The organism is Shewanella sp. WE21 (assembly GCF_002966515.1).
In the GTDB taxonomy this organism is placed as follows: domain Bacteria; phylum Pseudomonadota; class Gammaproteobacteria; order Enterobacterales; family Shewanellaceae; genus Shewanella; species Shewanella oncorhynchi.
On record NZ_CP023019.1, the window covers coordinates 2,631,281 to 2,653,644 of the forward strand.

At 45.5% G+C, this 22,364-nt stretch carries 21 protein-coding genes and 1 pseudogene; 13 read left to right on the forward strand and 9 right to left on the reverse strand.

Annotated elements, in window-relative coordinates; genetic code table 11:
• Positions 1 to 55 precede the first annotated feature (55 nt).
• The 3 genes from CKQ84_RS11400 to CKQ84_RS11410 all read right to left on the reverse strand — a co-directional run bounded on the left by CKQ84_RS11400 (position 56) and on the right by CKQ84_RS11410 (position 5,896).
• Positions 56 to 1,042 (reverse strand): DUF3187 family protein, encoded by a 987-nt coding sequence (locus CKQ84_RS11400; protein WP_254053183.1) that lies wholly within the window; start codon positions 1,040 to 1,042, stop codon positions 56 to 58.
• 681 nt (positions 1,043 to 1,723) lie between these two features.
• A complete protein-coding gene (locus CKQ84_RS11405) occupies positions 1,724 to 4,810 on the reverse strand; it encodes an efflux RND transporter permease subunit (protein ID WP_105251363.1) in 3,087 nt (1,028 codons plus the stop codon).
• A 3-nt stretch (positions 4,811 to 4,813) separates the two neighbouring features.
• Positions 4,814 to 5,896: an efflux RND transporter periplasmic adaptor subunit gene (locus CKQ84_RS11410; RefSeq protein ID WP_105251364.1), complete on the reverse strand. Its 1,083-nt coding sequence runs from the start codon at positions 5,894 to 5,896 to the stop codon at positions 4,814 to 4,816.
• A gap of 128 nt (positions 5,897 to 6,024) precedes the next feature.
• On the opposite strand from CKQ84_RS11410, the gene CKQ84_RS11415 reads away from it, so the two are divergent.
• On the forward strand, positions 6,025 to 7,014 hold the full coding sequence (locus CKQ84_RS11415) for a LysR family transcriptional regulator (protein ID WP_006086115.1): 990 nt from the start codon (positions 6,025 to 6,027) through the stop codon (positions 7,012 to 7,014).
• 1 nt (position 7,015) lies between these two features.
• Here CKQ84_RS11415 and CKQ84_RS11420 read toward each other — a convergent pair whose 3' ends face one another.
• Entirely contained in the window at positions 7,016 to 8,383 is a 1,368-nt protein-coding gene (locus tag CKQ84_RS11420; protein WP_105251365.1) for an MATE family efflux transporter, read from the reverse strand.
• Between the two features lie 224 nt (positions 8,384 to 8,607).
• Between CKQ84_RS11420 and CKQ84_RS11425 the strand changes: the two genes are divergently transcribed.
• The 7 genes from CKQ84_RS11425 (at position 8,608) to CKQ84_RS11460 (ending at position 14,832) form a co-directional block, all read left to right on the forward strand.
• Entirely contained in the window at positions 8,608 to 8,898 is a 291-nt protein-coding gene (locus CKQ84_RS11425) for a co-chaperone GroES (RefSeq protein WP_006086113.1), read from the forward strand.
• A 57-nt stretch (positions 8,899 to 8,955) separates the two neighbouring features.
• Positions 8,956 to 10,584 (forward strand): chaperonin GroEL, encoded by a 1,629-nt coding sequence (gene groL, locus CKQ84_RS11430; RefSeq protein ID WP_105251366.1) that lies wholly within the window; start codon positions 8,956 to 8,958, stop codon positions 10,582 to 10,584.
• 407 nt (positions 10,585 to 10,991) lie between these two features.
• Entirely contained in the window at positions 10,992 to 11,228 is a 237-nt protein-coding gene (hipB, locus tag CKQ84_RS11435) for a type II toxin-antitoxin system antitoxin HipB (RefSeq protein WP_105253052.1), read from the forward strand.
• Between the two features lie 3 nt (positions 11,229 to 11,231).
• On the forward strand, positions 11,232 to 12,533 hold the full coding sequence (locus CKQ84_RS11440; protein WP_105251367.1) for a HipA domain-containing protein: 1,302 nt from the start codon (positions 11,232 to 11,234) through the stop codon (positions 12,531 to 12,533).
• A 491-nt stretch (positions 12,534 to 13,024) separates the two neighbouring features.
• Positions 13,025 to 13,294, forward strand: coding sequence for a hypothetical protein (locus tag CKQ84_RS11445; RefSeq protein WP_105251368.1), 270 nt, complete (start codon positions 13,025 to 13,027; stop codon positions 13,292 to 13,294).
• A 483-nt stretch (positions 13,295 to 13,777) separates the two neighbouring features.
• A complete protein-coding gene (locus CKQ84_RS11455; protein WP_158683038.1) occupies positions 13,778 to 14,341 on the forward strand; it encodes a hypothetical protein in 564 nt (187 codons plus the stop codon).
• Positions 14,342 to 14,445: 104 nt separating this feature from the next.
• Positions 14,446 to 14,832: a carboxymuconolactone decarboxylase family protein gene (locus tag CKQ84_RS11460; protein WP_105251371.1), complete on the forward strand. Its 387-nt coding sequence runs from the start codon at positions 14,446 to 14,448 to the stop codon at positions 14,830 to 14,832.
• Positions 14,833 to 14,990: 158 nt separating this feature from the next.
• Here the strand turns inward: CKQ84_RS11460 and CKQ84_RS11465 are convergent, their stop codons facing one another.
• Complete coding sequence (locus CKQ84_RS11465) at positions 14,991 to 15,242, reverse strand: DUF2999 family protein (RefSeq protein ID WP_006083102.1); 252 nt, start codon at positions 15,240 to 15,242, stop codon at positions 14,991 to 14,993.
• A gap of 327 nt (positions 15,243 to 15,569) precedes the next feature.
• Here CKQ84_RS11465 and CKQ84_RS11470 point away from each other — a divergent pair, with 327 nt between their 5' ends.
• The 3 genes from CKQ84_RS11470 (at position 15,570) to CKQ84_RS11480 (ending at position 18,314) form a co-directional block, all read left to right on the forward strand.
• The gene (locus tag CKQ84_RS11470; RefSeq protein ID WP_105251372.1) at positions 15,570 to 17,084 is read left to right on the forward strand and encodes an ATP-binding cassette domain-containing protein; all 1,515 of its coding nucleotides are present in this window, start codon (positions 15,570 to 15,572) and stop codon (positions 17,082 to 17,084) included.
• Between the two features lie 421 nt (positions 17,085 to 17,505).
• Positions 17,506 to 17,802, forward strand: a complete 297-nt coding sequence (locus tag CKQ84_RS11475; RefSeq protein ID WP_012088215.1) for a DUF134 domain-containing protein — start codon at positions 17,506 to 17,508, stop codon at positions 17,800 to 17,802.
• Positions 17,799 to 18,314, forward strand: coding sequence for a NifB/NifX family molybdenum-iron cluster-binding protein (locus tag CKQ84_RS11480; RefSeq protein ID WP_105251373.1), 516 nt, complete (start codon positions 17,799 to 17,801; stop codon positions 18,312 to 18,314). The genes CKQ84_RS11475 and CKQ84_RS11480 overlap by 4 nt, the downstream gene beginning before the upstream one ends.
• Before the next feature lie 19 nt (positions 18,315 to 18,333).
• Here the strand turns inward: CKQ84_RS11480 and CKQ84_RS11485 are convergent, their stop codons facing one another.
• The 3 genes and pseudogenes from CKQ84_RS11485 to CKQ84_RS11490 form a co-directional block, all read right to left on the reverse strand.
• On the reverse strand, positions 18,334 to 18,681 hold the full coding sequence (locus tag CKQ84_RS11485; protein WP_105251374.1) for a co-chaperone YbbN: 348 nt from the start codon (positions 18,679 to 18,681) through the stop codon (positions 18,334 to 18,336).
• A 62-nt stretch (positions 18,682 to 18,743) separates the two neighbouring features.
• Positions 18,744 to 18,893 carry a hypothetical protein gene (locus tag CKQ84_RS23875; RefSeq protein ID WP_168825540.1) on the reverse strand — a complete coding sequence of 50 codons (150 nt, stop codon included), beginning with the start codon at positions 18,891 to 18,893 and terminating at the stop codon, positions 18,744 to 18,746.
• Positions 18,894 to 18,983: 90 nt separating this feature from the next.
• Positions 18,984 to 19,630: pseudogene (locus CKQ84_RS11490) on the reverse strand (excalibur calcium-binding domain-containing protein).
• 411 nt (positions 19,631 to 20,041) lie between these two features.
• Between CKQ84_RS11490 and CKQ84_RS11495 the strand changes: the two are divergent.
• Both CKQ84_RS11495 and CKQ84_RS11500 read left to right on the forward strand, forming a co-directional pair.
• On the forward strand, positions 20,042 to 20,428 hold the full coding sequence (locus tag CKQ84_RS11495; protein WP_105251375.1) for a PadR family transcriptional regulator: 387 nt from the start codon (positions 20,042 to 20,044) through the stop codon (positions 20,426 to 20,428).
• A 1-nt stretch (position 20,429) separates the two neighbouring features.
• Positions 20,430 to 21,392: a hypothetical protein gene (locus CKQ84_RS11500; RefSeq protein ID WP_105251376.1), complete on the forward strand. Its 963-nt coding sequence runs from the start codon at positions 20,430 to 20,432 to the stop codon at positions 21,390 to 21,392.
• A gap of 147 nt (positions 21,393 to 21,539) precedes the next feature.
• On the opposite strand, the gene CKQ84_RS11505 is transcribed toward CKQ84_RS11500, so the two are convergent.
• A complete protein-coding gene (locus CKQ84_RS11505) occupies positions 21,540 to 22,355 on the reverse strand; it encodes an ABC transporter substrate-binding protein (protein WP_105251377.1) in 816 nt (271 codons plus the stop codon).
• Positions 22,356 to 22,364 lie beyond the last annotated feature (9 nt).

The following is a 22,364-nucleotide window of genomic DNA, read 5'->3' on the forward strand; positions in this document are numbered from 1 at the left end:
CATGATATTAGAGAAAAGCTTTTTGATCGCATTCACGCGATAAAGTAAAGTGTTATTAAATCATGACTCTGTATCCAAGAGAAAAAGTAATATCAGTGCTGTTGTCCATGTTGAGTAGGTTTTCGACGATAGTAAATTCAATTGCACTGTTATTCAGATAATACCTATAGCCTAGAAATACTTCGTGGGAAGGTTTTGAAAAGTCATTATCTGTTTTGAGTAAACCTTCATAATGATGTAATTCAATAAGCCAACCATGGCGTCCCATTAAATACTCATAACCTAAAGATAACATTACAGCATGGTCTTTATAGTCTATTCCAGATAGACTTTCATCATTTTGTCTAAAACTTATACCTGTTGTGGAGTAAAAATGATGCATTCCAGATGTATAGCTATAATTCAGCTGTAATGCTTGTTCAAAACGGTTATCTACAAATGGGCCAGAATTAACATGGTTGTAATATAAGCTGCCACCAATTGATAGACCATAATTATCCTCACTAAGCAATTGATATTCTAAATAGAAATTTAGGGCATTCGTTAGCGTATCGCCAGAAAGATCAGGTTGATTTATACCATTCTTTGAAAATATTTGGTTTTTGTCTTTGATTGTATTGTCGCGGCCATTTTGACCCACACCAAATGCATCATGAAACCAGATAGTGACCGAGTCAAGATGGTTATCCCCACTAAAACTCCACTTATAATTAGTATCAAACATCAATTTTTCAGTAAGTTGCCACTTTATTCCACCATTAAGAGAATTATGATAATAGTCAGCATAGTAATCGTCAGTTTCAGCCCATACACTTGCTACTGTTGCAGATCCGTATATCTCTTTTTTCCCTTCAGGCAGTGCAAATCCTGAACGAAGTAGAGGCGTTAAGCTACCCGCATGTGTAGGTGATTGGGCATGCACACGAAGTGGCCCATAATGACTATAATTGATATTTTCTGCGAAAGTACTCGGTAAAAATATTACCGTATAAATTAGATGTGCTCTAATAGTCACAAATAAAATTTTCTTTGCATATTTCATCGAAAACTCTTTTTTAGCTAATCTCTATTAAAAGCAATGTTTTGTAGTGAGGCTGATATTATGTATAAATGACTTAAATTTTGTCTGTTTGAAGCAATAAGGTTTTTGATTAGACAGATTTCTAATTGATTTTAGAATTAAAAACTACAAAAAACATACCATAATAGTACAAGTGCGAGCCAGAATGACCTACAGATAAACGGGATTGTAGTGAGTATTAGTAAAGTGCTAATAACTGCCTGTAATATTGTCTGGACGCTATCAAAGCGTAATTTCATGATGTTTCTCAAACATAAATTATTATGCTAACAAAGCAATAACATTGTTTATGTTGTTAGTTATAGGTAGTGGTATTTCAAATGGCATTGTAAATGAATAATCAGCACTAAATATACCGCTGCTATTTACTCGTGTAAATGTGTGTAACAGGTAATTGTCCCGTATTAGCGGTGAAAATATGGAACTGATAGTTCATATTTTTTAATTAATATATTTATTTATCAGTCATATTAGTTATCGTCATTAAAGACCAATCTCAGTTTGCCAAACTTGTTTATCTAATGGATGTGCTTGTTTAAATTGTCCCTCAAACCGCAATAGATCAAAAATGAAATGGCCAGCCAGCCACGAATGACTGACCGGCCGCGCCGGGAAGCGTTTTTGGATAAAATGCGGAGCAGGTTAGCTGGGTGATTGACCTCCTGTTGCCGTCGCTTTGATATTGAATACTAGGCTGTACATCACTGGCAGTACGATGAGCGTCAGCAGAGAAGCGAAGCCTAGACCGAAAATAATCGTAATCGCCATAGAACCGAAAAACGCGTCGGGGATCAGCGGTATCATCCCGAGCATAGTGGTTATCGCGGCCATCATCACTGGGCGAACACGGCTGACACAGGAGTCGATTAAGGCAAAGTAGGCTGGTTTACCTTCACTGAGCTCGAGGTTGATCTGATCGACCAAGACAATACCGTTTTTAATCACCATGCCCGACAAACTCAGTAATCCGAGTAGTGCCATAAAGCTGAAGGGCGCATCGAACAACAAGAGTCCCGCTGAAACCCCAATCAAGGCCAGTGGCACAGTAAACCAGATCACTAAGGGCTGACGCACTGAGTTGAACAGGAATACGGTAATCAAAAACATCGCCAGATAACCTAAGGGAATTGAGCTAAATACCGACGCTTGTGCTTCACCTGCGGTTTCAAATTCACCGCCCCATTCCAAGCGGTAACCCGCGGGCAGGCTGATCGCTTCGACCTGGTCTTTGATTTTGCGTAGTACAGAATCGGCGGTTTCATTGCTACCAAGCTTAGGATCGGCCATCACAGCGAGCATGCGCATGCGATCGCGGCGCATCACCAGCGGATTTTCCCACTCAGTGTTGAAGCTACTGACTACTTGGGTGGCGGGCACAAAGGTATTGTGTTCGCTGCTCCAAATTTGCAGCTTCCATAGGCTGTCTGCTTGCAAACGTTCTTCGGCGGGGGCTCTGGCTACTATCGGCAACAAGTGGCTGGTTTCTCGGTATAAACCTATTTGCTTACCGCTAAAGTTAACCAATAGGGCATTGTCGAGGTCTTGCTTGCTGATCCCTGTTTCGCGCGCTTGGGCATTTTCCAGTTGCGGACGGATCAACGGCACTTGATTACGCCAGTTGTGACGTATGCCATCCATGCTCGGTTCGGCGTGGAAAATGGCCTCGGCTTGGGCACCTAAAGCGCGCAGCACTTCTGGGTTATCACCGTAAAAGCGTGCCTCAATTTTGGCGGCGGGCGAAGGGCCGTTTTCCATGTTTTTTAAACGATATTGTGCCTGTGGGAAACGTTGATTTAACAAGGTTTCTAATTCTGGCATATAGGCTTTAACTGCGTCTAAATCCTGCATTTCTACAATCAACTGGGCAAAGGCGGGATAGCCTTTTTCTGGCTGATAGGGCAGTACGAAGCGCTGCGAACCTTGGCCAATAACGGTTGTTAAGTGTTTTAGCCCAACGTCTTTTTGCTCGTCCAGCGCAAGCATTAACTTCTCGATATCAGCGGTAAAACGCTCGGTCGCTTTAATATCTGTCCCTTCTGGCATCCAGATATCCACAAAGAAAATCGGCGTGTTAGAAGCAGGAAAGAACACATTCTTGATATGACCAAAGCCCACCACAGCGCTGAAAAGCATAGCGATAACCAGCAGTATGCTCACCAGTCTAAAGCGCAGCGCTATAATTAAGCTTGTGCGATATAAGCTGAAGAACCAGCCCTTGTAGGGATCTTGGGCTTCTTCATCGCTCGGCGCATCTTTAAATAACAGATGACAGAAAAACGGCGTGAGTGTGATGGCCGTGATCCAGCTGATAAACAGTGAAATCATCAACACTTGGAATAAAGAACGGCAGAACTCGCCGGCGGCATTTTGCGATAAGCCAATGGGGGCAAAGGCAATAATGGCAATCACAGTCGCGCCCAATAACGGCCACTGGGTTTGGGACACTATCTGTTTGGCCGCTTCTAAACGGGTCTTACCGCGACGGATACCAATTAAAATGCCTTCAGTAACGACAATGGCGTTATCGACCAACATACCGAGGGCAATGATGAGTGCGCCGAGGGAGATGAGCTGTAGCTCAATCCCGAGCACTTTCATCACGATAAAAGTACCTAGAATCGTCAGCAGTAAGATCAGGCCCATCAATAGACCTGAGCGCAATCCCATAAACAGCAGAAGCACGGCGATCACTATGGCAATGGATTCCATTAGGTTGATTAAGAAGCCGTTAACTGTCTCATCTACCGCCTGGCTTTGATTATAAACCGTCGCTAAATTCATGCCGATTGGGCGTTGTGATTCAAGCTCGGCTAAACGATCACTGACCTTTTGCCCGATTTCGACTACATTCACACCACTAGAGAAAGAAATCCCCAGCGATAACGCTGCTTCACCTTTATTGTGATAAAGCACATTAGGGGTTTCGTCATAATCCCTTTCAATATTGGCAATGTCGCCAAGGTAAATCAGCTCAGAGCTACCTGGAGGGCTGACGATTAAACGCGCTAGATCCTGCACATTGCTAAATTCGCCCGTGGGATGAATGCGGATACGGTTATCGCCAATCACTAAGCTGCCCGCGTTAGAGACGACGTTTTGATTGTTCACTAAACCATAGATATAGCTCTGATCTAACCCCAGTGCCGACAGCTTTTGCTGGGAGATTTCAATCACGACTTGCTCGGTGACGTTGCCAGCAACAGAAACCTTTTTTACTCCAGGTACTAGCACTAGCTCGCGGCGCAGATAGTCGGCGTAATTGCTCAACTCGCGGTTGCTGTAATCAGGTCCCGAAAGGTTAAATAAAATGCCATACACATCGCCAAAGTCGTCCATCACCTGTGGCGTTGCTGTGCCCGGCGGCAAGTTTCCCGCAGCATCATTGACTTTACGACGCACTTCATCCCACACCTGCGGCAGGCTGGTTTTATCGTAGCTTTCTTTAATCTCGATTTGGATTTGTGATAAACCCGCACTATTAATTGAAGTCACATGCTTAATGGCGTCGAGTTGCTGCAGGGCATCTTCGAGCGGTAATGTCACTTCTTCTTCAACTTGCTCAGGCGATGCACCGGGATAAGCCGTGATCACTAAAGCTTCTTTAATGGTAAATTCGGGGAATTCTAGTTGCCCCAAACCGGTAAAACTGACGCTACCACCCACGAGTAGCAGCAACACAAACATCCAACTGATGACTTTGTGGCGTATCGAATACTCTGCAATGTTCATCAATTACACCCCACGCTGCCAGCGTAGTGGTTTGACTTTCATGCCATCGGATAATTGAGACACTCCAGCGCTGACGATGAGATCGCCCTTGTTGACGCCCGTTAAAATCTCAACACCTTGATTACTCACGCGTCCTAGCGTCACCATCGTCGGTTTTACTTCACCCGATTGCGCTTGATAAATCCACACTTGCACTTGGCCATCTTGGTCGCGCTTATCGATAGCGGTCACTGGCACTACCGTTGACGCGAGGGCACTAGGATCTTTGACTAAGGCTAAGGTCAACTCGGCACTCATTCCTGGAAGTAACTGAATATCTTGAGGTTGAGGTAGCGAAAACACCACTTCATAGGCTTGAGTACCCGGCGTGACTTGAGTCGAGTATTCCTTAAACTTGGCATCGAAACTTTGTTCGGGGAAGGCACTAAAACGCACCTTAGCTGTAAAGTGAGCTTGATCGGTATATTGCTTCAAACCCGCCGCCATCGACTCGGGAACTTGAATGCTAATATCGAGCAAATTATTGTTTTGTAATGTTAATACCCCTTGGTTTGCTTGCACTATTTGGTGGTTATCCACTAAACGTTTGGCGACTGTACCGCTAAAAGGTGCCGTTAAACGGGTGTAACTCAGTTGATCGCGTGCAGCGGCTAAGGCGGCGGTGGCCGATTTGAGTTGCGCTTGAGTGCTATCAAACTCAGATTGTGAAATCAGCTTGCGATTGAGTAGCTCGACTTTACGTTTAAAGTCAGCGGCTAACAGTTCATGCTCCGCCTCGCGGGTCATTAAATTATTGTGGGCGTCCCTGTCATCAAGTTTTGCGAGTAAGCTACCTTGAGTGACTCTTTGCCCTTCAACTAATGCCAATTCTGTTAATTGTCCTGAAATACGGAACGATAATTCTGCGCGACTATTGGCGGCAACGCGGGCTGGAAATGTTCTGAAATCTCCGTCTTCTACATTGAGTACTTCAAACAGTTTAACCGGACGAATTGTTGCCACTTGCACTGAACTTTCCGCAGGCGAACAACCACTGATCAGGGCTGGAAGCAGCATTGTCAGCGGCAAGAGTCGATATGATTTCATGGTGGAGATTTCCTAGTTAACAAATTGTCAGCATTTCTGGGCGCGAAGATACCAGCTAAATTAGTTGCAATAAACGGGATACTTTGGGATTATCAGTCCCACATAATGAGATTGAACTTAAGGTCAAAATGAAGACAGAGGACTTAGCGTTATTCCACCGAATTGCTGAAACCGGTAGTTTGATTGAAGCGGCGGATTTACTTAACTTGCCAAAATCGACTGTGAGTCGGCGTTTGCAAGCCTTGGAAGATGAGCTGAACATTAAATTGTTCCACCGTCAGAGCCGCTCTATGACGCTCACTTCTGCGGGCAGTCATTTTTACCAGCGCTCGCAGAATATTTTGGCTCAGCTCGACGAAACCCTATTCGAAATGACCAATGACGATGCTGAGATTAGCGGGCATTTGCGTATTCAAATGTTCCCTATCCACAGCATGAAAATCTTGATGCAAGCCATTTTCCGCTTTATGGATATGCACCCTAAACTCACCTTAGAAGTCATCAGCAGTTCAGAATCCGTTGATATGGTGAAACATAATCTCGATGTGGCCTTTGTGGTCGAGCCTGCGTTGGATACCTTAGATTTAGTGGTGCGGCCAATTTTTACCACTGACTTACGTTTTTACGCCAGTCCGCAATATTTAGCGGCACACGGTACACCTAAAACACCGAAAGAGATTGAAGCACATAATGTGTCTATGTTCCGTTTATCCAACGGCAAAATTTTTAATGAGTTATTTATCGGTTCAGAACAAGAGGTGAGAGTCAGAGGCAATTTCTGCTCCAACAGTATTGAAGTGGCGGTTGAGTTTGGATTGCAAGGACGCGGTATCGTGTATGCACCTTCTGAAGTCGTTGCCGAATATGTGGAAACTGGTGAGTTAGTGACCTTATTACCTGAAATCCAACCCCACCAAGGCGAGTGCTTCTTAGCTTATCCATCAAGACGTTACGTAAGTTTAGCCAGTCGGCGCTTTATCGACTATATCATGCAAGAGTTAGTGCCAAACGGCGTGCCGACTAATATGAGTGAGCAAGGCCCACGTCGATCCTGCAAAGCCTCTACGGGAGCGTTTTCAGACGACGTGTTGCGCTTTCCCGTTAAAAAATCAAGCTAGTTTACCCCTCGCTAATGGCGTTTGCGGTCGTGATCTTTGTGGGCTCACAGATCCGCTGCGCCAGCCAATAACAGGCAATTCCCATCAAAATATTGGTCACAGGTAGCGCGAGCAGCAGGCCTTTAACGTCACCTATATACGATCCCAAGGCTGCTAGCGGCAGCATGAGCAGTACTAAGCGGCACAGATTGATGACTAATGAACTCATAGGCCTGTGGTAGGCATTGAGCGAGGTCGCGACAATAATCACTATACCCAAAGGTCCGTAGGCGCAGGGCAGCACTAAGATATAAAAACTAAGCCATTCGATAACCTGCGGATCGGTACTGAATAAATGCGCGATAGGCTCGGCTAAAAAGATCAGTGGGATATAGAGTAAGGTTTGGAAAATAAAGATAAATTTTATCGATAACAGCAGGGCTTCTTTCGCTCTGTGTGGCTGTCCTGCCCCTAAGTTTTGCGCAATAAAGGGCATTAAACTCGACGACAGTGCCATCACTACTATTAATAGCACTGACTCTAATCGAGTACCGGCACCAAAGGCTGCCACGGCGCTGTGATCGATATGCGCCAACATGGCCATAATAATGGCATTGGCTAGTGGATTGATTAAATTCATCAAGGCGGCGGGTTGTGCTATATGGGCTAATTTGCTCCAGTTCGCGCGCATTCTGTCTATGTCAAAGGCGGCCCATTCGAGCATTTTGCGCCTGACAATCAACAAATATCCCGACAAAGATAAGGCAATCAACCAAGCGAACAGGGTTGCAATTGCGGCGCCTTGGATTTCTAAACGTGGAAATGGCCCAATACCAAAAATCAGTAACGGATCGAGGATAAGATTGATGAGTGCCGCCAGCGCCATGATCATCGCCGGCGAGCGGGTGTCGCCAGTGGAACGTAAGCCTTGATTGCCTACCATCAACAATACCAGCAGCGGTGCGCTGACATACCAGTAAATCATATAGTCGTGGATCAGCGGTAAGCTGTCATCGTTTGCCCCGAGTAAGCGAAACAGTGGCGTAATAAAAATGCTACCCAGTGCGGCTAAACTGGCGATCAAGATAAAAGTGAGCAATAAGGCATCATGCAAGAACACTTTGGCCTTGTGGGCATTACCCGAACCGAACAGTCGACCTAAATTGGTCGAGACTCCAGCGCCAATACCAATGGCGATGCTAGAGATCACTAAGGTCACCGGGAAGGTAAAACTGATGGCGGCTAAGGCTTCGGTGCCCAATTGGCTGATAAAAAAAGTGTCAGCGAGGCTGAAACCTAGAATGGTCATAATGCCAATTAAGTTGGGGAGGCTCATGTTGAGCAGTACACGACCAATTGGCGCGGTGAGCATCCCGTGTCTGTCTTTCATGGAAAAATAGTGCCTTGTTAGCGAGCGGAGGCGAGATTCTAGCAGGATTGTGCGGACTTGAAAAAACCGACATCAAAAAATTGAAGTTTTTTTTGTAAATGCCCTTGGATCTCGACACTGTCAGCCCCATATCTCAGACAGCAAAAGAGCAGACTAAGGTGTCTGTTTTTTTAATCACAAATAGGCTCGATTGTAGGGCATCAAATCATTAGGAGAGTTCATAGATGAATATTCGTCCATTACATGACCGCGTAATCGTTAAGCGTCTAGAAGTTGAATCAACATCAGCGGGTGGCATAGTACTGACCGGTAGCGCCGCTGAAAAATCAACTCGCGGTGAAATCCTTGCTGTGGGCAATGGCCGTATTTTAGAAAATGGCACAGTTAAGCCACTGGATGTCAAAGTGGGTGACGTGGTGATCTTCAACGAAGGTTACGGCGTTAAGAAAGAAAAAATCGACGGTCAAGAAGTCTTGATCCTGTCGGAAGCTGACCTGATGGCAGTAGTGGGTTAATCCTCAGCATCAATTCGACATTCCAATTAATCATTAAAAATTTAAAGGATAATCAAGATGGCAGCTAAAGAAGTTGTATTTGGTAATGACGCTCGCGTAAGAATGCTGGCTGGCGTAAACATTCTCGCAAACGCAGTTAAAGTGACCTTAGGCCCTAAAGGCCGTAACGTGGTATTAGACAAGAGCTTTGGCTCACCACTGATCACTAAAGACGGTGTTTCTGTTGCCAAAGAAATCGAGTTAGAAGACAAATTCGAAAACATGGGCGCGCAAATGGTGAAAGAAGTTGCTTCTAAAGCCAACGACGCCGCCGGTGATGGTACTACTACTGCAACTGTACTGGCTCAAGCCATTGTCGTTGAAGGCTTAAAAGCCGTTGCAGCCGGTATGAACCCAATGGATCTGAAGCGCGGTATCGACAAAGCCGTTATCGCTGCAGTGGCTGAATTAAAAGCCTTATCACAACCTTGTGCAGATTCAAAAGCGATTGCGCAAGTTGCGACTATCTCTGCAAACTCTGACGAATCTATCGGCGAAATCATCGCAACTGCGATGGAAAAAGTCGGTAAAGAAGGCGTGATCACAGTTGAAGAAGGCCAAGCGTTAGAAAACGAATTGGACGTAGTAGAAGGTATGCAGTTTGACCGTGGCTACCTATCTCCATACTTCATCAACAAGCCAGAAACGGGCAGCGTTGAATTAGATCACCCATTCGTACTGTTAGTAGATAAGAAAATCTCTAACATTCGCGAACTGTTACCTATCCTTGAAGGTCTGGCAAAAACCGGTAAGCCATTGCTTATCGTTGCTGAAGACGTTGAAGGCGAAGCATTAGCAACTTTAGTTGTGAACAACATGCGCGGTATCGTGAAAGTGGCTGCTGTTAAAGCACCTGGCTTTGGCGATCGTCGTAAGGCAATGCTGCAAGACGTAGCAATCCTGACTGGCGGTACTGTAATTGCTGAAGAAATCGGCCTAGAGCTTGAAAAAGCAACCCTGGAAGATTTAGGTACAGCTAAGCGTGTTGTGATCACTAAAGACAACACCACCATCATCGATGGTAACGGCGAGCAAACACAAATTGCTGCTCGTGTAAGCCAAATCAAACAACAAGTTGAAGAATCAACGTCAGACTACGACAAAGAAAAACTGCAAGAACGTATGGCTAAACTAGCTGGCGGCGTAGCAGTGATTAAAGTTGGCGCAGCGACTGAAGTTGAAATGAAAGAGAAAAAAGCCCGCGTTGAAGATGCACTGCATGCAACTCGCGCTGCGGTAGAAGAAGGCGTGGTTCCTGGCGGCGGTGTTGCTCTGGTTCGCGTAGCTTCTAAGATCGCTGACGTTGAAGTATTAAACGAAGACCAAAAACACGGTGTGGTTATCGCACTACGTGCAATGGAAGCGCCACTGCGTCAAATCGCCACTAACGCGGGTGAGGAAGCGTCAGTTGTTGCTAACACAGTGAAGAACGGCAGCGGTAACTTCGGTTACAACGCCGGTAATGACACTTACGGTGATATGTTAGAAATGGGTATCCTTGACCCAACTAAAGTGACCCGTTGTGCATTGCAATTCGCTGCGTCAATCGCAGGTCTGATGATCACTACAGAAGCTATGGTTGCTGAGATCCCACAAAATGCTAGCCAAGATATGGGCGGTATGGGTGGGATGGGCGGCATGATGTAATCTTACTTGTCTAAATCGGTGATAACTGCGTTGCTTCACCACTCGTTTAAGAAAGCTAAACGTCGTGGTAAAGCGCCTTGTTCTAACTCGATTTATCCAACGTAAGATACTTTGCTGGTCTGGAGCCTAAAAGCCTCAAACCAAAGTTCTTGTAAAAAATGAAAGCCCCGATACTGGAAACAGTGTCGGGGTTTTGTTTTTGGTCTGGCAACTTGGGGAAGTATTGGGTGTACTTAGCTACACTTTTTGAGATTTAAGCACTGAAATGACCATGAAAGTGTAACATTGTACACTTTTTGATGGCTTGTCATTTTCAACAATCCAAAAGTGTAGTTCTGTACACTTTTATATTGAATGGGGCTGGTTTTAGGGCTAAGGTGTATGAAGTTACACTTTTGGAGATGATGATGGCATCACCGCTAAATCAACAATCCCTCGGCTTGTTAATTAAAGAACGAAGGAAAAGTGCTGCTCTTACCCAAGACGTGGCGGCCATGCTGTGCGGCGTAACCAAAAAAACGCTGATCCGAGTTGAAAAAGGTGAGGATGTTTATATCTCAACCGTATTCAAAATCCTTGATGGTCTGGGGATTGATATCGTTTCGGTTCAAACCAGCGACACCGAAACTAACGGCTGGTATTAACCCATGAGTACTTCTAAAAAGCTCACGTTAGAGATGCACCTCGGTGATTTAATTATCGGGGAATTGTCCTTTGATGCGACGACCGACACCTTTGCCGTGCATTACACCGAAAAGTGGCAACAAAGCGGATTCCCACTATCCCCAACAATTCCCTTAGATGGCACAGCAAGTAGCAGTCAGATATCGATGTTTTTGGTTAACTTATTACCAGAAAACAAAGGATTAGATTATCTAATTGAATCGCTTGGCGTCTCCAAGGGAAATACCTTTGCCTTGATCCGCGCCATTGGTCTCGATACCGCAGGTGCTGTTGCTTTTGTTCCTAAAGGGACTTTGCTCCCTGAAACACAATTACGGCCAATTAAGGCTGAAGAAGTTATTCAGCGAATTGAAGATCCCACAATGTGGCCTATGGAAATTTGGGACGGCAAACCTCGACTGTCGGTAGCGGGTGTACAACCTAAATTAAACCTGTTTTATAACGGTGAAGAATTTGCATTTGCCGAAGGCGCGCTTTCATCTACCCATATTGTTAAATTCGAAAAATATCGCCATTTAGTGCTTAATGAATTTATGACTATGCGCCTAGCTAAGGCGATTGGAATGAATGTGGCTAATGTCGATATTGTTCATTTTAAAGATTACAAAGTACTCTGTGTCGAACGCTTTGACCGACGTTATATGCCAAATGAGCAAAGGGTATTAAGAAGGCATATTGTCGATAGCTGCCAAGCACTTGGTTTTAGTGTTAGCAAAAAATATGAACGTAATTTTGGTTCAGGGCGTGATGTTAAAGATATTCGTGAAGGGGTAAGTTTTAACAGGCTCTTTAGTCTTGCTGCAACATGCCGTAATCCAGTGGCTGCTAAGCAAGACATGTTGCAATGGGCGCTGTTCAATTTACTGACCGGTAATGCCGATGCACACGGTAAAAACTATTCGTTTTTTATGACGCCAAGCGGAATGGAGCCAACTCCTTGGTACGATTTGGTCAGTGTGGCTATGTATGAGGATTTTGAACAACAGCTTGCGATGGCAATCGATGACGAATTTGATCCAAACAGCATTTACGCGTATCAATTGGCCGCATTTATTGATGGCTTAGGTTTACCAAGAAATCTATTAATCAGTAACTTAACGACAATAGCGCGAAGAATACCGCAGGCAATAGCTGAGGTGGTTTCAATGCTCCCGGCCCTCGATGAGAGTGAAACATCATTTGTGGCTCATTATAAAGCGCAGTTGCTGGCGAGATGTGATCGTTACCTTAGTTTTGCCGCCGAGGTCAGGGATGTCGAAGTGTAGCTCTAGCTACATCTTATCACCCAGCGGTAATTTCGCAGTGAAGGTGGCACTCCTGTCACCTTCGCTTTATTTGTTAATCTATAGAGTTGGGCATATTTCATAATTCTTGATTGCTTTTAAAGGCAAAATCAAAGTCGTGGGGCTTCACCCCACACCTGACCAAGGAGGACTGCTCGTCCTATTCTCCTTGGATTCTCCAAGACGCCCCTAGCGAAGTTACATGCATTGATGACTAGCCTTGGTCTTATGGATAAATAGCTATCGCTTCCGAAGGCAACGTCCCCGTACCTACGAAAGCTAGTCGGACATCCATATCCGGACTCACGCAGTTTATTCCAATGCCCTGCGGCAACTTCGCAGGGGAGGGTGAACTTCTGTAGCCTTGGCGTCGGCTATTAAACCCAAAAGAGTTATGCCTGTTCTTTGCATTGCGCTGCTTTCTGATTTTTAGATATAGTCTGATTTAATTCTCAGCAGTATGAGGTTCATGGATGGATATGCAAGAAGCTTTAGAGCAGATCAAGACAGTTATTCGAACAGTTATTCATGATAGAAAGTCTCGCCAACTACCACTCAACGGAAAAGGCTTTCACTTCGCTTCATTCAAAGACATCGCTTCTAGATTAGACTCTCTAAGCCCTGAAGCTGTAAGAGAGCTATGTAAGCAAGTACTGCGAGACCCAGAGTTCATTCCTGTAGGTCACTGGGGATGGGGTAACTTCGTTGATGCAGGGATAGCGCTGAAGAAACACACCAGATAAAGTTAATTGTTCACAGTCGAAACTCTTAGCTATGTATAGGAAAATTTAACGAATTTAACGAGCCACCCATTGTTAAATTTGCAGAGTGTATGCTTGTAAAAAGGCATACAGATAACTGGAGAGTTGGTTGAATTAAGCATTGGCATGTAAGTGACCGTTGACGGCATGGATGCCGTCGTCGAGCCCTCATGGATGAGTTTATGGCGTGTCACTGGAATGACAGTGCTTAATCATCAGCTTCCGCTGTTAAGCTGCAAACGAGCAGCAAAAGAATTTAACGAGCCATCCATTGTTAAATTTGCAGAGTGTATGCTTGTAAAAAGGCATACAGATAACTGGAAAATTGGTTGAATACTAATATATTGGCAGACATTTAAGCTGAACAAAAATAGTGGGTTAAGCTCTTTTTCTCAATTACAATGCACTATTTTCATTCGCTATATGCGGCATTAAACGAGCAGGAAACCCAGTATGAATATCCCAATGATTACCGCGCTTCAGAGTGCTATTACCGAAGCGCTCGAGAGTATACCAACCGCTGAGGCGGAGCAGATCTATGTATTGTCTTTCTATATCAACAACGAATATGACGATCCCCGTCTACCTACGCTGACAGTCGGCTATAACACAGTCGATGAGTGGCATGCCTCGATTCCAAAGGCTTCTAGCTCTGACGAAGCAAAATGGAACTATGCCTTCTGGCTTCAAAACGAACTCCTCGTCTTTGGGGATTCTGACTCTCAGACTGCGGATATCTTAGCTCGCTGGGTGGCCGATCTCGGTCTCGGGTACAGTGATGCGGAGGAAGATGTCGATTTTGATCGCTGCCTTGAGCTCGGTCAGGAGATAACCGAGCAATTTGTTGCCGCAGTATGCGTTGTCGCTTCTACACTCCATTCCAACTTAACCGTTAGTCGCGTTTTCGGTCGTTCGGTACCCATCATAGTTCACGAGCTCGAGTACTATAACGAGATCGCAGATCAGACAGAGGCCTGTAACCCTCCCAGACTCGCCGAAGAGTTCGTTGCTTGGGTGCGCTCAATCTAACGTTGGTTATCAGTTATAGGTGGTAAGGATATAGGGCAGATTGGTTGGCGGCGGTTCAATAAGCCTAATCACATAGCTAATCACATAACAAAAAGGATGCATCGATGAACGATGAGCAATACAAAAAGGGGCTTGAGGTGCGTCGTGCTGTGATGGGCGATAGCTATGTGGATAAGGCGCTCAATAGTGCGACAGATTTTACCCAGCCTCTGCAAGATTTAGTCACGGCCAATTGCTGGGGTGAGGTTTGGGTGCGTGATGCCATCTCAAGGCAAACGCGCAGTTTGATTACCATAGCAACGCTGGCGGCATTAAAGGCGCCGACTGAATTAAAGGGCCATGTGCGGGGCGCGCTAAACAATGGCTGCTCGGTTGAAGAGATTCAAGAAGTCTTACTGCATTGCACCGTTTACTGCGGTATGCCTGCGGGGATTGAGGCTTTTCGAGCGGCGAAAGAAGCGATTGAGGAGTGGCAGGCGCAAAGCAGTTAGTTCACTAGGTGCTATCATTTTGAGCGTCAATGGCTTGGAGGTTTAGTTGCTGTGAGATTTAATTACTTTGAGGTTTAGTGGTTTTAACATTCGCTAGGGGAGCTGAGTTACGCGCATTCCCCTAGCGCATGATGGCTACAAACTTGAACAGTCTGCGCTTATTTTTGCAGTTGGGCTTTTGCGGCTTCTACTTTTGAGAAATCCAAACCGAGTTCAAGCACGGCTTCTTTGATCAAGGCCGGTTTCTGCATCACTAGTCCCAGCAGTTGTTGTAGTTTTTCGGCTGGGATGCCTAATTGACCGAGCGTACCCATCGCCATTAATGGATTTTCGGTTAATGTTTGAAACAGTTCTTGAATTTTAGCGTCACTGACGTTGTGTTCTTTTAAGATGGCAATAATGGGATTCATTGCATTACCTTGTTGATATGAAAGTTAAACAGGTGCCGATTTTATCACAGTTCTGCCAGAGTGGTTGCCTCACACATGCTGTACCCGTTGGATGTTGCCACGCTTTACCTATGCCATTAAGCGCATTAGATTTTATTCCCAATAAGCTTTACTCTGGTGACGTATTCCCCAAAATCTGCCGATAAAACCTGAGCGACTGTCGTGCATCGTGAGCCGTTGCATTGGATATTGTGGCTCTAGATATTATTGCCTTAGATATCATGGAGCAATGCGATTGGGTAATCGCTGGCTTTTATCATCCCTTAAAAATAGAAAGGAACTGTGGTTATGCTTGATGTTGTCGCGAACCAAGACAAAAGTATTGTGGTTAAACAGTTGCGATACGGGCGTGATAATGAGGTGTTAGTCGTCGATGAGTGGCAACTGAACCCTGCTGAACATTGGGCGATTTTCGCGACCGACAGCTATTGTGGTTCCTTGCTTGGGCGAATATTAACGGGTGATATTCTGCCCGATGAAGGGACGATTGCTGGCTTGCCGCAACGTATCGGTTGGGTGTCACTTGGGTTGCAACAAGCATTGCTGGAGCGCGAGTTAGAAAAAGACGAACTGGATTACGGTTCGAGTGTCGAATCCTTAGTGTTGGAATACTGCCAAGATGCCAAGCAACTCCCTGCATTATTACAAAAGGTTGGGCTTGAGCCGCTGCGCCTGCGTGGTTTTCGGCAATTATCCACGGGCGAAACGCGCAGAGTCATGCTGGCACGTGCACTGGCAATGTTACCGCAATTGCTGATTTTAGATGACCCTTATGCAGGGCTCGATGCTGAACATCAGGCGAGTTTATCTGAGCTGCTGAGTGAAGTGGCCGAGCATAGCCAGTTGCTGATCATTACCTCACGCCAAGAAGAATTGCCGCCGTGTATCAGCCATGTAGCGCTGTTTAATGGTGAGATGCTCAAATCGGGGCAGAGTGTGCATAAACTCAGCCCGTCGATGTCGATTGAGCAATGGCACAATCATCCTGTGATGGCGCAGTTGAATGCGTTATCCGCCCAACGTAGCGATGAACTCTTGGCCTTAATGGAGCGGCAAAGGCACAACGCTGAGGCGTTTGATCCTCTGGTCGAGATTAAAAATGGCAAAGTGGAATATGTCAGTGGGCTGATTTTCAGCGGCGTGAATTGGCGCATCGAGGCAGGGCAACATTGGCAAGTTCGTGGCCCAAATGGCTGCGGTAAAAGCACTTTGCTGGGGCTGATTTTAGGCGACCACCCCCAATGTTATAGCAATGACATCACGCTCTTTGGCCGACCTCGCGGAAGCGGCGAGAGTATTTGGCAGATTAAACAACGGATTGGCATAGTATCGTCGGCGCTACACTTGCAATATCGCGTCAGTTGCTCGGCATTAGATGTGCTGCTTTCGGGCTTTTTTGACTCTATTGGCCTGTACCATAAACCCACTAAGCCTCAGCTAGATTTGGCGAAGGAATGGTTAGCTATTCTGCACATGACAGGGCTGGCAAGCACGAGTTTTAAGAAGCTCGATTATGGTCAGCAGCGGTTATTGCTGATAGGTCGTGCCTTGATTAAACAGCCACTGTTACTGATTTTAGATGAGCCGTATCAGGGCTTAGATTTTATCAATCGCACCTTAGTGATGCGGGCGCTGGAGATGATAGCCGAGCATCATCTGAGCCAATTGCTGTACGTGTCGCACCATAGGGAAGATGCCTTACCTGCGATTAAAAACTTTGTCGATTTTATCAAGCAAGATGACGACTATTCGGTACAGGTGAACTACTGTGAGTCTGAGGATTTAACCCGTTTAAATCAGTAAATGCCACCTATCGCAGCAGCTTAACGGCTGCTTACTTGTTTGCAGAGTTTGTCATTATCCCTCGGCACCCTAATGCAGGTTAAGATTGACCTTACAGGGCGCTAGCCATTGAGTGTGTTAGTCACGCCAGACAGCAGTTCTGTTAATTAGTCATGCTTGATATAGGTAACTGTGAGCCGTCTTACAGTTTTGAATGTCGTTGGCGCGAATAATAGTTTCTGGCCTAGGCCAGAAACTCGTGACAGTTTTATGGTTCATCCACTGAACTTATTCATCAAGTCAGTTATCACGCTTGAGAATCCAGAACTATGGACTCCCTTAGCGAGATGAGCCTGAGTGTCACTTGTTGTACCAAAGATGTGCACTAAGACCTAAAACACGATTTCAATACAAATAAGACGACTTAAAGATAAAAACATTTATGCCAAGACCCAAAAAATGCCGTCAATTATCGAGCTGTGTGCCCTGTAGCCTATTTAAGCCTAATGGGATCCCTGCGGTTAAATTAACTCATATTCAATTAGAGGCCGATGAGTTTGAGGCCCTCGAACTGGGTGACGTTAAAAGATTAAGCCAGATCGAAGCCGCGGCCTTGATGGGGATCTCTCGGCAAACCTTTGGATACCTTCTCGCCAATGCCCGTAAAAAGGTGGCGACGGCTATCACTCAAGGTCAAGCCTTGAGGCTGCCAACCCAAACAGACAAGGATTTATCATGATTATTGCCATGCCGATGAGCCGCGAACGCCTCGCCAGTCACTTTACGAAAGCCCTACAAATTGGCTTTTATAATGAACAGTTTCAACGAATCAAACTGGTCGATAACCCGGCCATTGAAGGTGACTGTAGTGCCAAAAAAGCCTTATTAGAGCTGATTATCCAACAAGGTACCGACATTGTACTTGTGCAGAATATCGGTGAGCGCATGTTAGGAAAGTTGCTCGATGCGGGGATTAGTGTGAGCAAAGGTAGTGCGAGTCAAACAGTGGCGACTTTGCTGGCACAAACGGCGGATCTTAATCTTAGATTGACGGATGCATCCCAAGGCCGCGCTTCACTCAAACATGCAGCCAAGGGCGGATGTTGTCATTCTACAGGTGACGGCTGTGGTTGCAGCGGTAAAGCTAAAGCAGCACCTAGCTCAACACGTCTTATAAGCACGCCAGCAGTACAGGTTAAGCTCGATAAGTCAGTGCATTACGCTGGGTTTAGACCGCTGGTAAATAAATAATCTCACTGTCTAATTTGGATTATTCCTCCACAGTTAAAGCGTAGGGGCGGGCAAGCGCCCCTCGAATATCCGCTAATGAAAACACCTTGGAAAACCGTCCAAAGGTTTTGCCATAAAACACACATTCCACCACAGGCAAGGCAAATACATTGCGGCTCGCCGCTATCTCACCTTGGGCTTGGCAATCAATATAGGCCATCCGCATCTGCGGGAACGCTTGCGCCAACATCTCAGCAATTCTCGGTTTGAGCGTTTGACATACACCGCAGTTTGGCGCGCCAAATAACAACAGCACCGCAGCATGCTCGGTTAACATGGACTCAAGCATCTCAGGTGAATCAATGTGCGTGATGATATCGGTGTGCATGCGTTGCCATTTGGAAGTTGTGATGAGTATGAATTCATGGGCTAGTTTGCGTATTTCTAGGGTTAAAGCCAGCCCATTTTTACCACGCTACTACTGATAAATTGACCAAGGTAGAATAAGCCAAGCATGAGAAGCCCGATACTGGCAGCAATCACTCCGATTTGCTGTAAGCCTGTCAGGCTATCTCGCCATTGTTTTAGATTATTTATCATTTCACTACCTGCTACTTGCTACCTGCTACCTGCTACCTGCTACCTGCTCAGGCTTAAGGTTACCCGCGTGACTTTACATATGTCGCATCGCTAACTGCACCACTGACGCTCGCAGGGAATGCCATCACCGTTACCATCCATTTGAGTATTGGGGCAATTTTGGATGTAGAAAGTCGCCTCAGCACAGGAACTCATGTGGCTGCAATGGGTTTTACCCGCTTCACATTGGAAACTTGGTGTTGCCGTTGCTTGTGTTCGCGCTTTAGTTTCATACATGGGCATTGGCTGAGTGTCTTCATTCGTGAGGACAGGTACTTCATCGATTGCAGGAGCTTCATTGAATTCTTGGTATTGTTTAAAGCCAAAGATAACTATGGCCACGATTATTAGCAGCGGGATTATCGTATTAAAGGACGATTTTCGTGGGCTATGGTAATGCGCTTTGTTTTTGTTATTGAAGTTTTCATTGCGTGATTGGATATGAGAGTGGGAGCGTGTTGTTGCACTCGCTGCAACGACTGCGACGCCTTCAATCGAGGCGATAACCGCTTTCTTTTGCCGTCATTTTGCACTTCCGTTTGAAACAGAATGCTGTCGCCCACTATGGGTTTTCTCGCCATCTTTTTCAGCACCGAAATGTGAATAAACACATCTTGGGCTGCGTTTTTTTCAGGCTGAATAAAGCCAAATCCCTTTTCATCGTTCCAGCGTACCAGCACGCCTCTATCCATGAGCATTTTCTATGTCCTTAATTTAACCGCTTAATATTTTTAGTTATTGAATATCAATACTTACTTGAGTCGTTCAGATTTATCTTTTTTAAGGAGCAAACCGTACTTAGGTTGACGAATCGGCTATTCAATGTTGGATGCTAAGTTACTCAAGCAAAGGAAGTTTTGCAATTTTTTATCTTGAATTTGCTTATGTGTGACTCATTCGCATTGAGTGTATGGCGGTGGGGAAATGTGAGCACTTAGCAGAAACGGTTGGCATTTTGGTAAATTCAATACAAACAATAGATTGCATTAACAATAAACAAATCGATCAAAAAACGTGCATGAAAACTTGCAATCTTACTGTGTGCTACATAGTATTTGCTGTGTGGCGCACAGTGTGTGTGACACAGTGTTAAGGACAGGAATTCGACAATGACAAGTTCACAGCTAGTCAAAATGCGACTCGAGTTGCGCCGTGGGGTATTAGTGTTGGCGGTACTGGGATTATTAAAACAAGCCCACTACGGTTATTCGCTCCGCAAACAGTTGCAGGAAGGCGGTATCGATATTGACGAAGGGACTCTGTATCCCTTAGTGCGCCGCCTAGCCGATCAAGGATTGTTGGATAGTGAGTGGCGACAGGCCGAAGGGCGTGAGCGTCGTTATTACCAATTGTCGTCATTGGGGGCTGAGTTGCTCAGTCAACTGACCGATGAATGGCAGCAACTTAATGGCGCCTTGGCTTTTTTACTGGAGCAAAGCGCTGACACTAATGGCTCAGATATGAAAAGCTCAGACGAGAGTGCAGAGGAGATTTGATATGGAATTAGTCGATCGCTATATCGCCGCGGTGCAGCGAGAATTGCCCGAGAACAAACGTCAGGAAATTGGCCGTGAATTAAAAGCCAATATCTGCGACCAATTGGATGCCCTATCTGAACAAGGTGAATTGACTGAAGCGCAAATTGCCGCGGTATTAAAGCAAATGGGTCATCCCTGTAAGGTCGCGCAGCAATTTGTTCCGGCAGTGCCTATTATTGCCTCTGAGGATATTCCGCTTTTTAAACATACACTTTTCACTGTGCTTGGGGTCTTGTTTGTGCTGCAGGTTGTGGGCGGCACGACTCAATGGTTGGGCTCGGCAGGGGGGGATCTATTAGGATTTATCCACCATATTGCTAAAGGTTTTATTGGCGATGCCTGTCTTGCCTTTACCGCTATCCTGTTAGCCTTTTGGAGTTTCTCGGCTCAGGGGAAACCCCTATCTGGCAGCAATTGCCAAAAATGGCAGCCGCAGAATTTGCCTAAGGTTGGGCCCGGTTGGCAGCATATTAGTTTAAGCGATGTGTTTACCGATCTGGCGACATATCTTTTTCTCTTACTTGTGATCTGGTGTTCTGTGTGGATGAGTAGCGAGCAATTAGCCGCGCGGACTGTGATTTTCAGCGTCAATGCTCAGCAATTACTGCAATGGTTTAGCCCTATTATTTTGCTGTCTATGGGGAATAGTCTCTGGCAACTACGCCGCCGAGTGTGGACTACTGAATTGTTACTGGCGAATATGGGGATCAATCTTGCTTATGCCTCGTTCTTAGTCTTTCTGGCCTTTAGTTCGCCACTATTACAAAGCCAAGTACAAAACCAAGGAGCTGAATTAAATGGGGAATTTACGTTATTACAGTTAGAACATTGGCTAAGTTATACTCTAGTGATTGCCGCTATGTTCCCTGGCTATGAAGTGATTCGCGATGGGGTGCGTTGGCGTAAACTCGCAAGCAAATAAGTAAGGTTTAACCTAGGTTTTGTAGGTGAGTTTTATTCACTTTTTCATCGAATACATGGCCTGATCAGCATGATTGAACAGGCTTTTTATATTAGTGCCATCTTCTGTGGAGAAAAGTAAGCCACGACATTTACATTCGATGCTGATTTATTCTGGGGTATCGCCATGATTCATTTCATTATTAAGCGATTCTTGAGCCTGTTGTTTGTAGGTGTCAAATATGCCTTCTTGCTTCATCTGTTTGAGCTCCCGAGCAAGATTAACGGCGAGTGCCGCGTGACGTTTATTTAAGTAACCATAGCTGGTGAGTTCTTCTAGGGTGGCAATCGCGATTATTTTGCTGCCTTGAAACTCAGGCGTTTGTAATAGATCCAATGAGCTTGCCTCCGTATCAATATAGATATCGATTCGGTCGCGGAGCATTTTACGAAAGGAGCTCGCGGGGGATGAAGATTCAGTCAGACGCTCCTTAGGAATGAGTCCCTTTAGCTTTTGTTCTGCGAGGAACACGCCTCGATAGTATTCGATCTTGTATCGACTCTTTTGCAGCGCTTGCCAGTCAGGTATTTTGATTTCGGGATTGTGCGCGAAGGCAATTAAATGGGTATCGATAACCGGTTCTTCAATTCGAATGAGGTTGGTAAACTTTTCGCCATAATGAGATACACGCCCCGGCTCACCATCCACTTTACCTGAGTCCGCCATCATACTGGCGCGGGCTGCGGGAACCACTTGATAGGAGAAGTCATATCCTAAGCGTTCAAAGGCTTGGGCGTAAATCAGTTCAGCCCATTTAAAGTAGAAGTTATGTTTGGGGTCCTCATAAAACGCCATCGTAATGATAGGTTTATCAGCAATCATTACTGTGGTTTCTGCTGTTGATTTACTGGTTGCATGAACCGAGACACAAAAGAAAAGGCCTACCCACACACTCCAAATGTGCATATTGCTCCATCGTTGCATAGCGTGTCT